This is a genomic window from Streptomyces sp. NPDC051105 (genome assembly GCF_040682795.1).
In the GTDB taxonomy this organism is placed as follows: domain Bacteria; phylum Actinomycetota; class Actinomycetes; order Streptomycetales; family Streptomycetaceae; genus Streptomyces.
The window spans coordinates 261,237-274,696 of record NZ_JBFBBR010000009.1; the positions used below are offsets into that span (position 1 = coordinate 261,237).

A 13,460-nucleotide genomic window follows, 5' to 3' on the forward strand; every position below is an offset into this window, starting at 1 on the left:
ATGGCCACGAATACCTCAGGGAGGGCCACGCCTACCCCGGAGCCGCCCCGGAGACGCCCCAGGGGAGGCTTCCGGTCCGGGGCGCGGATCGCAAATTCATGCAAGCGCGCTTGATTGTTTATCGGGCCACTGCCATGCTCCTCCCCATGTCCGATCCGACGCCCGTCATCGACGACCTGTGTGAGGAGAGTGCGGAACTCGACCGGCTGGTAGCCGAGTTGGGAGCCGAGCAGTGGGCTCTCGCCACCCCCGCGCCCCGCTGGACCGTCGCCCACCAGATCGCCCACCTCGCCTGGACCGACCACTCCTCGCTGCTGGCCGTGACCGATCAGGACGCCTTCGCCCGCGAGGTCGAGAAGGCGCTGGCCCTGCCCGGGGACTTCGTGGACAACGGGGCCGAGGAAGGCGCGGCCAAGCCTCCCGCCCAGTTGCTCGCGGACTGGCGGGCCGGGCGCGAGGCCCTGGATCAGGCGCTGCGCGCGGCGCCCGCGCGGGCTCGTTTCCCCTGGTACGGCCCCCCTATGTCGGTCGCCTCCATGGCCACCGCCCGGCTGATGGAGACCTGGGCGCACGGCCTGGACATCGCCGACGCGCTGGGCGTGACCCGCGCCCCCACCGACCGGCTCCGGCACATCGCCCGCCTCGGCGTCCGCACCCGCGACTTCGCCTTCGGGGTGCACGGACAGCCCGTGCCCTTCGAGGAGTTCCGCGTCGAACTGACCGCCCCCTCCGGCGAGCTGTGGACGTACGGTCCCGAGGACGCCGACGACCGCGTCACCGGCCCCGCCCTGGACTTCTGTCTCCTGGTCACCCAGCGAGCCCACCGAGCCGATCTCGCCCTGACGGCCGTCGGCCCCGACGCCGACCGCTGGCTCGACATCGCCCAGGCCTTCGCGGGGCCGCCCGGCACCGGCCGCACCCCGAAGGGCGGCGCCGCGTGACCCTGCGGATAGGCAACGCCTCCGGCTTCTACGGCGACCGTTTCGACGCGCTGCGCGAGATGCTCACCGGCGGCGAACTCGACGTCCTCACCGGCGACTACCTCGCCGAGCTGACCATGCTCATCCTGGGCCGCGACCGGCTGAAGGACCCCGGCGCCGGATACGCCCGCACCTTCCTCCGCCAGCTGGAGGACTGCCTGGGACTCGCCCACGAACGCGGTGTACGGATCGTCACCAACGCCGGCGGCCTCAACCCGGCCGGACTCGCCGACGCGGTACGGACGCTGGCCGACCGGCTCGGCATCCCCGTACGCGTCGCACATGTGGAGGGCGACGACCTCACCGCCGCCCACCCCGGCAGCCTCGCCGCCCACGCCTACCTCGGCGGCTTCGGGATCGCCGAGTGCCTGCGGGCCGGCGCCGACATCGTGGTCACCGGCAGGGTCACCGACGCCGCCCTCGTCACCGGACCCGCCGCCGCCCACTTCGGCTGGCAGCCGGGGGAGTACGACCGGCTCGCGGGCGCCGTCGTCGCCGGACACGTCCTGGAGTGCGGAACCCAGGCCACCGGCGGCAACTACGCCTTCTTCGCCGGAGCCGGAGCCGGAGCCGGAGCCGAGGCGGGGGCCGGCCGCGACGTCCGTCGCCCCGGCTTCCCGCTCGCCGAACTCCACGAGGACGGCGGCTGCGTCATCACCAAGCACCCCGGCACCGGCGGCTTCGTCGACGTCGGCACGGTGACCGCCCAGCTCCTGTACGAGACCGGCGGTGCCCGGTACGCGGGCCCCGACGTCACCGCCCGCCTCGACACCGTACGGCTGAGCCAGGACGGCCCGGACCGGGTGCGGATCGAGGGCGTCCGGGGCGAGGCACCGCCCCCGACCCTCAAGGTCGGCCGCAACCGGCTGGGCGGCTTCCGCAACGAGGTCGTCTTCGTCCTCACCGGACTCGACATCGAGGCCAAGGCGGCACTGGTACGTGAGCAGATGGCCGACGCCCTCGCCAAGTCGCCCCCGCAGGAGGCGCGGTGGGAGCTGGTGCGCACCGACCGGGCCGACGCGGACACCGAGGAGACGGCCAGCGCGCTGTTGCGGCTCGTCGTACGGGACCGGGACCAGGAGGCCGTCGGGCGGGCGCTGAGCGGAGCCGCCGTGGAACTGGCGCTCGCCAGCTATCCCGGCTTCCATGTGCTCGCGCCACCTGGGAAGGGCGCGCCCTATGGGGTCTTCGAGGATGTGTACGTCCCCCAGGGCGAGGTGCCCCATAGGGCCGTCCTCCACGACGGGCGACGGATCCCTGTGCCGCCCGCCCAGGACACCCTCGTACTCCAGGAGCTGCCCGAACCGCCGCTGCCCGAGCCGCTTCCGGCCGGTCCCACCCGGCGGGCGCCTCTCGGTCTGGTGGCGGGGGCCCGCAGCGGCGACAAGGGCGGGAACGCCAACGTCGGCGTCTGGGTGCGCTCGGACGAGGCCTGGCGCTGGCTCGCGCACACCCTGACCGTCGACGCCTTCCGGCAGCTCATACCCGAGAGCCGCGAGCTGACCGTCACCCGGCACCTCCTGCCCAACCTCCGCGCCGTCAACTTCACCGTCGAAGGCATCCTCGGCCGGGGTGTGGCCGCCCAACACCGTTTCGACCCCCAGGCCAAGGCCCTCGGCGAATGGCTTCGCTCCCGGCACCTGGACATTCCGGAGGCCCTGCTGTGACGGTCATCGAGACCACGCTCGACACCCGCGACCCCGGCTACCGGGCGAACCGCGACACCATGCTCGCCAAGCTCGCCGACCTGGAGGCCGAGCACGCCAAGGCCCTCGCGGGCGGCGGCGAGAAGTACGTCGCACGGCACCGGGGGCGCGGCAAACTCCTCGCCCGCGAGCGCATCGAGCTCCTCCTCGACCCCGACACCCCCTTCCTGGAGCTGTCGCCGCTGGCGGCCTGGGGCAGCGACTACACCGTCGGCGCCTCGCTCGTCACCGGGATCGGCGTCGTCGAAGGCGTGGAGTGCCTGATCACCGCCAACGACCCCACCGTGCGCGGCGGCGCCAGCAACCCCTGGTCGCTGAAGAAGGCCCTGCGTGCCAACGACATCGCCCTCGCCAACCGGCTGCCCTGCATCAGCCTGGTCGAGTCGGGAGGTGCCGATCTGCCCTCCCAGAAGGAGATCTTCATCCCCGGAGGCGCCATCTTCCGGGACCTCACCCGGCTCTCGGCCGCCGGCATCCCCACCATCGCGGTCGTCTTCGGCAACTCCACCGCCGGCGGCGCCTACATCCCCGGCATGTCCGACCACGTGATCATGGTCAAGGAGCGCGCGAAGGTCTTCCTCGGCGGACCGCCCCTGGTGAAGATGGCCACCGGCGAGGAGAGCGACGACGAGTCGCTCGGCGGCGCGGAGATGCACGCGCGCGTGTCGGGGCTCGCCGACTACTTCGCCGTCGACGAACCGGACGCCCTGCGCCAGGCACGCCGCGTGGTCGCCCGCCTCAACCACCGCAAGGCGCACCAGGATCCGGGCCCGGCCGAGCCCCCCAAGTACGCAGCCGACGAACTCCTGGGCATCGTCCCCGGCGACCTCAAGGTCCCCTTCGACCCGCGCGAGGTGATCGCCCGGCTCGTCGACGCCTCCGACTTCGACGAGTTCAAGCCGCTGTACGGGACCAGTCTGACCACGGGCTGGGCCACCCTGCACGGCTATCCCGTGGGGGTGCTCGCGAACGCCCAGGGCGTCCTGTTCTCCGCGGAGTCGCAGAAGGCGGCCCAGTTCATCCAGCTCGCCAACCAGCGCGACATCCCGCTCCTCTTCCTGCACAACACCACCGGCTACATGGTCGGCAAGGAGTACGAGCAGGGCGGCATCATCAAGCACGGCGCGATGATGATCAACGCGGTCAGCAACAGCCGCGTACCGCACATCTCCGTCCTCATGGGCGCCTCCTACGGCGCCGGCCACTACGGCATGTGCGGGCGCGCCTACGACCCCCGTTTCCTGTTCGCCTGGCCCAGCGCCAAGTCCGCCGTCATGGGTCCGCAGCAGCTCGCCGGCGTGCTCTCGATCGTCGCCCGCCAGTCGGCCGCCGCGAAGGGACAGCCGTACGACGAGGACGGCGACGCCGCCCTGCGCGCCATGGTCGAGCAGCAGATCGAGTCCGAGTCGCTGCCGATGTTCCTGTCCGGGCGGCTGTACGACGACGGCGTCATCGACCCGCGCGACACCCGCACCGTTCTCGGCCTGTGCCTGTCCGCCATCCACACCGCCCCCTACGAGGGCGCGCGGGGCGGCTTCGGCGTCTTCCGGATGTGAGGGATCACATGATTTCGACTCTGCTGGTCGCCAACCGCGGCGAGATCGCCTGCCGGGTCTTCGGCACCTGCGCCGACCTGGGAATCCGGACCGTCGCCGTGCACTCGGACGCCGACGAGAACGCGCTCCACACGCGCGTGGCCGACACCGCGGTACGACTGCCGGGCGCCACGCCCGCGGACACCTACCTGCGCGGCGACCTGGTGGTGAAAGCCGCCGTGAGCGCCGGCGCGGACGCCGTGCACCCGGGGTACGGCTTCCTCTCCGAGAACGCCGACTTCGCCCGCGCCGTCCTCGACGCCGGCCTGATCTGGATCGGGCCGCCCCCGGAGGCGATCGAGGCGATGGCGTCCAAGACGCGCGCCAAGGAGCTGATGGGGATCGCGCCGCTCGGCGAGGTCACCGAGTCCGACCTGCCGGTGCTGGTGAAGGCGGCCGCGGGCGGCGGGGGGCGCGGGATGCGCATCGTGCGCCGCCTCGAGGAGCTGGCCGCCGCGCTGGAGGGCGCGCGCGCCGAGGCCGCGAGCGCCTTCGGCGACGGCGAGGTCTTCGTCGAGCCCTACCTCGAACGCGGCCGCCATGTGGAGGTGCAGATCCTCGCCGACGCGCACGGCACGGTGTGGCCGCTGGGCACCCGCGACTGCTCACTCCAGCGCAGGCATCAGAAGGTGATCGAGGAAGCGCCGGCGCCCGGGCTCCCCGAAGGGCTCACGAAGGAGTTGTACGCGCTGGCCGTGCGCGCCGCGCGCGCCGTCTCCTACGTCGGCGCGGGCACCGTCGAGTTCCTCGTCGCCGACGGAAAGGCGCACTTCCTGGAGATGAACACCCGCCTCCAGGTGGAACACCCCGTCACCGAGGCCGTCTTCGGCATCGACCTGGTCGCCGAACAGATCCGCGTCGCCGAGGGCCACGCCCTCCCGCTCGAAGCCCCGCACGCCCACGGCCACGCGATCGAGGCCCGCCTCTACGCCGAGGACCCCGTCCACGACTGGGCCCCGCAGACCGGCACCCTGCACCGCCTCACCGTCCCCGGCAGCGTCCGCCTGGACACCGGCTACACCGACGGCGACGAGATCGGCGTCCACTACGACGCGATGCTCGCCAAAGTGGTCGCGCACGCCCCCACGCGCGCGGAAGCGCTGCGCAAGCTGGCGCACGCACTCGACAACACCACCCTGCACGGTCCCACCACCAACCGCGACCTCCTCGTCCGCTCCCTGCGCCACGAGGAGTTCACCGCGGCCCGCATGGACACCGGCTTCTACGACCGCCACCTCACCACCCTCACGGCGCCCGCCGCCGAATCGTACGCGCCCCTCGCGGCCGCCCTGGCCGACGCCCACGGCCGGTCCCGCTTCGGCGGCTGGCGCAACGTCCCCTCCCAGCCGCAGACCAAGCGCTACCTGATGGCGGGCGAGGAGCACGAGGTCCACTACCGGCACACGCGCGAGGGCCTCACAGCAGACGGCGTGCGGGTCGTGCACGCGGGCGCGCGCCTGGTCGTACTCGAAGTGGACGGCGTGAGCCGAAGGTTCGAGGTGTCGACGTACGGCGACCAGGTCCATGTCAACAACACCGCCCTCACCGCACTCCCGCGCTTCCCCGACCCGAAGGCCCAGCTGACGCCCGGTTCGCTGCTGGCGCCGATGCCGGGGACGGTGGTCCGGATCGCTGAGGGGTTGGCAGAAGGTGCCGCGGTGGAGTCCGGGCAGCCACTGATGTGGCTCGAAGCCATGAAGATGCAGCACCAGATCACCGCCCCGGTCACGGGGACGCTGAGCGAGCTGAAGGTGGTCCTGGGGCAGCAGGTAGAGCCCGGCTCTCTCCTGGCAGTGGTGAAAGCGCCCCTTTAGGGGCGCGGGGCTGTACTGAAGGTGCGGCTACCGCCGCGTGAGCGCGACCAGCCACCACGATCTCGCACGCGAAGGAGCAACGTTGACCACCCAAATCGAATCCGACGAACACAAGGCACTCCGCGAAGCGGTGGCCACCCTCGGCAAGAAGTACGGCCGCGCCTACATCACGCGCACCATCGCGGAGGGCCGCCCCCCGACCGAACTCTGGCAAGAGGCCGGGAAACTCGGCTACCTGGGCGTCAACCTCCCGGAGGAGTACGGCGGCGGAGGCGGCGGCATCACCGACCTCTCCATCGTGCTCGAAGAACTCGGCGCCGCGGGCTCGCCGCTCCTCATGCTGGTGGTCTCACCGGCGATCTGCGGCACAGTGATCGCCCGCTTCGGCACCGCGGAACAGAAGCGGGCCTGGCTGCCGGCGCTCTCCGACGGCTCCCGCCTGATGGCCTTCGGCATCACCGAACCCGACGCCGGCTCCAACTCGCACCGCATCACCACCACCGCCCGCCGCGACCCCGACACCGGCGACTGGCTGCTCACCGGCCGTAAGGTCTTCATCTCCGGCGTCGACGTGGCTGACGCGGTCCTGATCGTCGGCCGCACCGAAGACGCCCGCACCGGACGCCTCAAGCCCTGCCTGTTCATCGTGCCCACCCACACCGAGGGCTTCCACAAGCGCCCCATCGACATGGAACTCAACGCCGCCGAGAAGCAGTTCGAGCTGGTCCTCGACGACGTACGGCTGCCCGCCGACGCACTGGTCGGCGACGAGGACGCCGGCCTGCTGCAGCTCTTCGCCGGACTCAACCCGGAGCGGATCATGACGGCCGCCTTCGCGATCGGCATGGGCCGCTACGCGCTGTCCAAGGCCATCGAGTACGCGCGCGACCGCACCGTGTGGAAGACCCCCATCGGCGCGCATCAGGCCATCGCCCATCCCCTCGCCCAGGCGCACATCGAACTCGAACTCGCGCGCCTGATGATGCAGAAGGCGGCACATCTCTACGACGCGGGCGACGACATCGGCGCAGGCGAGGCCGCCAACATGGCCAAGTACGCGGCGGGCGAGGCATGCGTGCGCGCCGTCGACCAGGCCGTGCACACCCTCGGCGGCAACGGACTCACCCGGGAATTCGGACTCGCCTCGTTGATAACGGCCGCGCGTGTGGCTCGTATTGCTCCGGTGAGCAGGGAGATGATTCTCAACTACGTCTCCCATCAGACGCTTGGCCTTCCCAAGTCGTACTAGGCCACGCACTGTCACTGGCAGCCGCTTGGAGGAACCGTGTTCCGCAGCGAGTACGCAGACGTTCCACCCGTAGAACTCCCCATCCACGAGGCGGTGCTGGGCCGGGCCGCCGCGTTCGGTGACACGCCCGCCCTGATCGACGGCGCCGACGGCACCACCCTCACCTACGCACAACTGGACCGGTTCCACCGCAGGATCGCGGCCGCACTCGCCGACGCGGGCGTCCGCAAAGGCGACGTACTCGCCCTGCACAGCCCGAACACGGTCGCCTTCCCGACGGCGTTCTACGCGGCCACGCGCGCGGGTGCCTCCGTCACCACCGTGCACCCCCTCGCCACCCCCGAGGAGTTCGCCAAACAGCTCAAGGACTCCGCGGCCCGCTGGATCGTCACCGTCTCACCGCTGCTGGAGGCCGCGCGCCGGGCCGCCGAACTCGCCGGCGGCATAGCGGAGATATTCGTCTGCGACAGCGCGCCAGGACACCGCTCGCTGATCGACATGCTGGCCGGCGACGCCCCCGAACCACAGGTCGACATCGACGCCGCCGAGGACGTCGCCGCACTGCCGTACTCCTCCGGCACCACCGGCATCCCCAAGGGCGTGATGCTCACCCACCGGCAGATCGCCACCAACCTCGCCCAGCTGGAACCCGCCGTCCCCACCGGCCCCGGCGACCGCATCCTCGCCGTACTCCCCCTCTTCCACATCTACGGCCTCACCGCGCTCATGAACGCGCCCCTGCGGATGGGCGCCACCGTGGTCGTACTGCCCCGCTTCGACCTGGAGGCCTTCCTAGCGGCCATCCAGAACCACCGCATCACCGGCCTGTACGTCGCCCCGCCCATCGTCCTCGCCCTCGCCAAGCACCCGCTGGTCGAGCAGTACGACCTGTCCTCCCTGAAGTACGTCATGAGCGCCGCCGCACCCCTGGACGCCCGCCTCGCCGCCGCCTGCTCCGAGCGCCTCGGCCTGCCGCCCGTCGCACAGGCCTACGGCATGACGGAACTCTCGCCCGGCACCCACGTCGTCCCGCTCGCCGCCATGCACCAGGCGCCGCCCGGCACCGTCGGCAAACTCATCGCCGGCACCGAGATGCGGATCGTCTCCCTCGACGACCCGCACAAGGACCTCGGCACCGGCGAACCCGGCGAGATCCTCATCCGCGGTCCCCAGGTCATGAAGGGCTACCTCGGCCGCCCCGACGCCACCGCCGCGATGATCGACACCGACGGCTGGCTGCACACCGGGGACGTCGGCCACGCCGACGCCGACGGCTGGCTGTTCGTCGTCGACCGGGTCAAGGAACTCATCAAGTACAAGGGCTTCCAGGTGGCCCCGGCCGAACTGGAGGCACTCCTGCTCACCCACCCCGGCATCGCCGACGCCGCCGTCGTCGGCGCCTACAACGAGGACGGCAACGAGATCCCGCACGCCTTCGTCGTCCGCCAGCCCACCGCCGCCGACCTCACCGAGAACGAGACCATGCTCTACGTCGCCGAACGCGTCGCACCCTACAAACGCGTCCGCAAGGTCACCTTCATCGCCGGCGTGCCCCGCGCGGCCTCCGGGAAAATACTCCGCCGCGAACTGCGCGCACTGGGGCACACCACAGAACACGGGGAACCCGGGGAGCGGCCATGACGTTGATCGGACAGACACGCGCGCGTGCCGTCGCCACCCTCAGCCTCGACTCCACCCCCACCCGCAACGCCCTGTCCGCCGCCCTCGTCACCGAACTCGCCCAGGCCCTCACCGACTGCGCCAAGGATCCCGAGATCCGCGCGGTCGTCCTCACCCACACCGGTACGACCTTCTGTGCCGGCGCCGACCTGCGCGACCCGCCCCACCCCGACGCCCTCGTCGGCCTCCTGCGCCAGATCGTCGAACTGCCCAAACCGGTCGTCGCCCGGGTCACCGGCCACGTCCGTGCCGGCGGCCTCGGCCTCCTCGCCGCCTGCGACATCGCGGCCGCCGCCACCGAGGCCACCTTCGCCTTCACCGAGGTACGCATCGGCGTCGCCCCCGCCGTCATCTCCCTGACCCTCCTTCCGCGCACCGACCCCCGCGCCCTGGCCCGCTACTACCTCACCGGCGAACGCTTCGAAGCCCCCGAAGCCGTACGCCTGGGCCTCCTCACCACCACCGCCGACGACGTCGACACCGCCCTCGAACCCATCCTCGACGGCCTCCGCCGCTCCGCCCCCCAGGCCCTGACCGAGACGAAACAGCTGCTCACAGCTAGGGTGCTGAAAACATTCGACCGAGACGCGGCCGACCTGACCGCGCTCTCGGCCCGGCTGTTCTCCTCCGCCCAGGCCCGCGAGGGGATGACGGCTTTCCTCGAACGACGGGATGCGGCGTGGGTGGTGTGAGTACGGCCGGCGTGAACACGGCGGAACACGCGCGCGGACCTCAACAGGACCGCGCCCCCAAACAGGACCGCAGCCGGGCCACCCGGCAACGGCTCCTGGAAGCCGCCGTGGCCTGCCTCGCCGAACACGGCTGGGCGGGCTCCACCGTCGCCGTCGTCGCCGAACGCGCCGGCGTCTCCAGGGGCGCCGCCCAGCACCACTTCCCCACCCGCGAGGACCTCTTCACAGCGGCGGTCGAGTACGTCGCCGAAGAGCGCTCCACGGCCCTGCGCGCCCTGTTCCCGCAGGGCGCCGAGGGCGACCGCAGGGCCGTCGTCTCGGCCCTGGTCGACCTCTACACCGGTCCCCTCTTCCGCGCCGCCCTCCACCTGTGGGTCGCCGCCTCCAACGAGGAACAGCTCCGCCCCCAGGTCACCGAACTGGAAGCCCGCGTCGGCCGCGAGACGCACCGTATCGCCGTGGACCTCCTGTCCGTCGACGAATCCCGCCCCGGCGCCCGCGAAACCGTCCAGGGCCTCCTCGACATGGCCAGAGGCCTGGGCCTGGCCAACCTCCTCACGGACGACAAGGTCAGACGGGAACGGGTGGTGGCCCAGTGGGCGGCCCTGCTGGACGAGACCCTGGGCTGAGCCCGCCTGCGGGTGGCGGCGACCCCACCGCACTCTGACCTGGTCAGCTGTCGACGGCGGCGTCTCCGCGGAACGCCCCGGTCACCACGGGGACCAGCTGCCGTTCGATCCGCTCCGCGGACATGGCGGCCAGCTCGGCGCCGATGGGTGCCAGCGCCAGCCAGTTCAGCAGGCCGGCGGCGCAGCGCGTACGGAAGTTCAGTTCCTGCTCGTCCACTCCGGGAAGGTTCGGTGCCAGCACCCGGACGGCCTCCCGGCGGCTCTGGTCGAACTTGCCGTTCAGCCGCTCCCACCCCTGGGGCGGATCGATGCCGACTCGTGCCACGGTCCGCATCACGGCCAGGTCCTGTCCACCGGCGGCCAGCGCGCGCACCATCGGACGGGCGAACGCGGCCGCCACCTCATGGAGCGTCGCGGTCGAGGCGAGGGAGTCCAGTTCCAGGATCTTTTCGTCCAGATACCGTTCCAGCGCGTGCTCTATCGCGGAGTCGCACAGCGCCTTCAACGACCCGTAGTGGTAGCTCACCGCGGCGACGTTGGCACCGGCGCGCTCTGTGATCTCCCGGAGTGTCACGCCCTCCTGGCCTCGTTGCGAGAGCAGCTCCAGGGCGGCCGTCTGCAGGCCGTCCCGCGTGCGCTGCCCGGCCTCCCGGCGTAGGTCCGTCTTCTCCGCCCGTGTCATGAAATGTACTCAAGCATACGCTTGAGTACATTGTCAATGGTCGTCTGGCGGAACGCGCCTGACCAGGCGTGATGTGGGTGCGCACGCTGCCCCGCGACCCGCGACCACAGAATTCAAACAGTGGCTTGACAGCCCGCACTGCCGTTCATAAGGTTAAGCGAGCGTTTGAATTGCTAAGGGCGCGACAGAGACCGTTGCGACGGATCTCGAATCCTGAGTACCAACCTGGAGGAACACGACATGAAGCTGCTCAGCCGGAAGTCGATCACCGCCGCGACCGCGGTAGCTGTCCTGGGTGGTCTTTCCATCGCCGCCGTACCGTCACAGGCCGCAAGCCCCGCCCACGGCAAGGCGGCGGCCCACAGCACCACGGCCGCCCCGACCCTGACCGCCCGCCAGCTGGCGAAGCTGCCGCTCACCGACCGCCACCTGACCAAGCACGAGAAGGCCAACCTCGCGGTCGTCCTGCGCGACTACTACGTCGCGGAAGGCAGCCACATCGACGTCCCGACGTTCGTCAACAGCTTCACCAAGGACGGCGTCTTCAACGACATGGTCCCCGGCGTCGCCTACCGGGGTGAGGCCCTCGGGGCTGTCCTGCCCTACATGAAGGGCCTCTTCTCCAACGTTCACCGCGACCTCAAGCGCATCACCGTCAACGGCGACACGATCAGCATCGAGCTGTCGATCCAGGGCACGTTCGACGGACAGCTCCAGGCGCCCACGGGCGGCGTCGTCAAGGGGAACGGCCAGAAGGTCGACGCGCCCACCGCCGACTTCTGGTACCTGAAGAACGGCAAGGTCAAGACGTTCAACTGCTTCGTCGGGTACTCGAAGATGTACTCCGACATGGGCGTCAACTTCGACTGGGCCTCGGCCGTCAACAAGCACTGACCCGCTCACCTGGCGGGTGATGCCCGGCGCCACCGGCCGCGCATCACCCGCCGAGCCCGACTGCCGGCACACCGGCGCAGAGCGGGCCACGCGGCTCCTGGCGGTGGGGCGCGGTCACCGGTCGGAGTGCCTCACGACCCGCTCGGGGCCGATGACCCAGGCCAATGCCCCGGGCCAAGGACCCCAGGTCAACGACCCCGGGCCAACGACCCCGGGCAAACGCCCCCGGGCCAAGGACCCCAGGTCAACGACCCCGGGCCAAGGACCCCAGGCGAGCGCCCCAGGCCAACGCCCCCGGGCCAAGGACCCCAGACGAACTCCCCAGGCCAACGCCCCCCGACTAGTGGGCGATATCCCCATACCCTTCGATGTCCTGAGGCCTCCGCACACCCGGCCCCACATACTCCGCAGACGGCCGTACCAACCGACCCGTCCGCTTCTGCTCAAGAATGTGCGCCGACCACCCCGCCGTCCGCGCACACGTGAACATCGACGTGAACATGTGCGCCGGCACCTCCGCGAAGTCCAGCATGATCGCAGCCCAGAACTCCACATTGGTGGCGAGCACACGATCCGGCCGACGGTTGTGGAGTTCCTCCAGTGCCGCCTTCTCCAGCGCCTCCGCGATCTCGAACCGCGGCGCCCCCAGCTCCCGCGCCGTCCGCCGCAGCACCCGCGCCCGCGGGTCCTCGGCCCGGTACACCCGGTGCCCGAACCCCATCAGCCGCTCACCCCGGTCCAGCGTCTGCTTGACGTAGGCCTCCGCGTCCCCGGTCCGCTCGATCTCCTCGATCATCCCGAGCACCCGGGAGGGCGCGCCCCCGTGCAGCGGCCCCGACATGGCCCCCACCGCACCGGACAGCGCGGCGGCGACATCCGCGCCGGTGGAGGCGATCACGCGCGCCGTGAACGTGGAGGCGTTCATGCCGTGCTCGGCGGCGGACGTCCAGTACGCGTCCACGGCCGCCACATGCTTGGGATCCGGCTCCCCCCGCCACCGGATCATGAACCGCTCGACCACCGAGTGCGCCTTGTCGATCTCCCGCTGCGGCACCATCGCCAGCCCCTGCCCGCGCGCGGACTGAGCGACGTACGACAGCGCCATGACCGCGGCCCGCGCCAGGTCCTCCCGGGCCTGCTCCGCGTCGATGTCGAGGAGCGGCTTCAGCCCCCACACCGGCGCGAGCATGGCGAGCGCGGACTGCACATCCACCCGGATGTCACCCGAATGGACGGGGATCGGAAACGGCTCGGCCGGCGGCAGTCCCGGATTGAAGGCCCCGTCGACGAGCAACCCCCACACGTTCCCGAACGAGACGTGCCCGACCAGATCCTCGATGTCGACGCCCCGGTACCGCAGGGCGCCCCCCTCCTTGTCCGGTTCGGCGATCTCCGTCTCGAACGCGACGACTCCTTCGAGCCCGGGTACGAAGTCGGACATGGGGCGGCTCCTCAATGAGGTGTACGGCGGAGGCACCTGCACCATAACCTCGAGTGCCAAAGATGGGGAGCCCAACGGCACTCAGTGCCACATCAGGT

At 71.0% G+C, this 13,460-nt stretch carries 11 protein-coding genes; 9 read left to right on the plus strand and 2 right to left on the minus strand.

All coding sequences use genetic code 11. From position 1 onward, the window contains the following. The first annotated feature begins 146 nt into the window (after positions 1–146). The 8 genes from AB0N16_RS23700 (at position 147) to AB0N16_RS23735 (ending at position 10,345) form a co-directional block, all read left to right on the plus strand. Positions 147–941, plus strand: a complete 795-nt coding sequence (locus AB0N16_RS23700) for a TIGR03084 family metal-binding protein (protein WP_365799723.1) — start codon at positions 147–149, stop codon at positions 939–941. Continuing rightward, a complete protein-coding gene (locus tag AB0N16_RS23705; protein ID WP_365799725.1) occupies positions 938–2,647 on the plus strand; it encodes an acyclic terpene utilization AtuA family protein in 1,710 nt (569 codons plus the stop codon). The genes AB0N16_RS23700 and AB0N16_RS23705 overlap by 4 nt, the downstream gene beginning before the upstream one ends. Continuing rightward, positions 2,644–4,242: a carboxyl transferase domain-containing protein gene (locus tag AB0N16_RS23710; RefSeq protein WP_365799727.1), complete on the plus strand. Its 1,599-nt coding sequence runs from the start codon at positions 2,644–2,646 to the stop codon at positions 4,240–4,242. The genes AB0N16_RS23705 and AB0N16_RS23710 overlap by 4 nt, the downstream gene beginning before the upstream one ends. Positions 4,243–4,250: 8 nt before the next feature. Continuing rightward, on the plus strand, positions 4,251–6,095 hold the full coding sequence (locus tag AB0N16_RS23715) for a biotin carboxylase N-terminal domain-containing protein (protein ID WP_365799729.1): 1,845 nt from the start codon (positions 4,251–4,253) through the stop codon (positions 6,093–6,095). 82 nt (positions 6,096–6,177) lie between these two features. Continuing rightward, positions 6,178–7,344, plus strand: a complete 1,167-nt coding sequence (locus tag AB0N16_RS23720) for an acyl-CoA dehydrogenase family protein (RefSeq protein ID WP_365799731.1) — start codon at positions 6,178–6,180, stop codon at positions 7,342–7,344. 36 nt (positions 7,345–7,380) lie between these two features. Next, positions 7,381–8,985, plus strand: coding sequence for a 4-coumarate--CoA ligase family protein (locus AB0N16_RS23725; RefSeq protein ID WP_365799733.1), 1,605 nt, complete (start codon positions 7,381–7,383; stop codon positions 8,983–8,985). After that, complete coding sequence (locus AB0N16_RS23730) at positions 8,982–9,716, plus strand: enoyl-CoA hydratase family protein (RefSeq protein WP_365799735.1); 735 nt, start codon at positions 8,982–8,984, stop codon at positions 9,714–9,716. The genes AB0N16_RS23725 and AB0N16_RS23730 overlap by 4 nt, the downstream gene beginning before the upstream one ends. Continuing rightward, a complete protein-coding gene (locus AB0N16_RS23735) occupies positions 9,704–10,345 on the plus strand; it encodes a TetR/AcrR family transcriptional regulator (RefSeq protein WP_365799737.1) in 642 nt (213 codons plus the stop codon). The genes AB0N16_RS23730 and AB0N16_RS23735 overlap by 13 nt, the downstream gene beginning before the upstream one ends. 43 nt (positions 10,346–10,388) lie before the next feature. Here AB0N16_RS23735 and AB0N16_RS23740 read toward each other — a convergent pair whose 3' ends face one another. Then, positions 10,389–11,027, minus strand: coding sequence for a TetR family transcriptional regulator (locus tag AB0N16_RS23740; protein WP_365799739.1), 639 nt, complete (start codon positions 11,025–11,027; stop codon positions 10,389–10,391). A 240-nt stretch (positions 11,028–11,267) separates the two neighbouring features. On the opposite strand from AB0N16_RS23740, the gene AB0N16_RS23745 reads away from it, so the two are divergent. After that, the gene (locus AB0N16_RS23745) at positions 11,268–11,921 is read left to right on the plus strand and encodes a nuclear transport factor 2 family protein (protein ID WP_365799741.1); all 654 of its coding nucleotides are present in this window, start codon (positions 11,268–11,270) and stop codon (positions 11,919–11,921) included. 340 nt (positions 11,922–12,261) lie between these two features. On the opposite strand, the gene AB0N16_RS23750 is transcribed toward AB0N16_RS23745, so the two are convergent. Beyond that, positions 12,262–13,362, minus strand: coding sequence for a citrate synthase 2 (locus tag AB0N16_RS23750; protein WP_365799743.1), 1,101 nt, complete (start codon positions 13,360–13,362; stop codon positions 12,262–12,264). Positions 13,363–13,460 lie beyond the last annotated feature (98 nt).

What these genes read in the sequence shown, in the direction of transcription:
- AB0N16_RS23700 (WP_365799723.1), top strand. Translation starts at nt 147, where the DNA reads ATGTCCGATCCGACGCCCGTCATCGACGACCTGTGTGAGGAGAGTGCG.
- AB0N16_RS23715 (WP_365799729.1), top strand. Translation starts at nt 4,251, where the DNA reads ATGATTTCGACTCTGCTGGTCGCCAACCGCGGCGAGATCGCCTGCCGG.
- AB0N16_RS23730 (WP_365799735.1), top strand. Translation starts at nt 8,982, where the DNA reads ATGACGTTGATCGGACAGACACGCGCGCGTGCCGTCGCCACCCTCAGC.
- AB0N16_RS23740 (WP_365799739.1), bottom strand. Translation starts at nt 11,027, where the DNA reads ATGACACGGGCGGAGAAGACGGACCTACGCCGGGAGGCCGGGCAGCGC.
- AB0N16_RS23745 (WP_365799741.1), top strand. Translation starts at nt 11,268, where the DNA reads ATGAAGCTGCTCAGCCGGAAGTCGATCACCGCCGCGACCGCGGTAGCT.
- AB0N16_RS23750 (WP_365799743.1), bottom strand. Translation starts at nt 13,362, where the DNA reads ATGTCCGACTTCGTACCCGGGCTCGAAGGAGTCGTCGCGTTCGAGACG.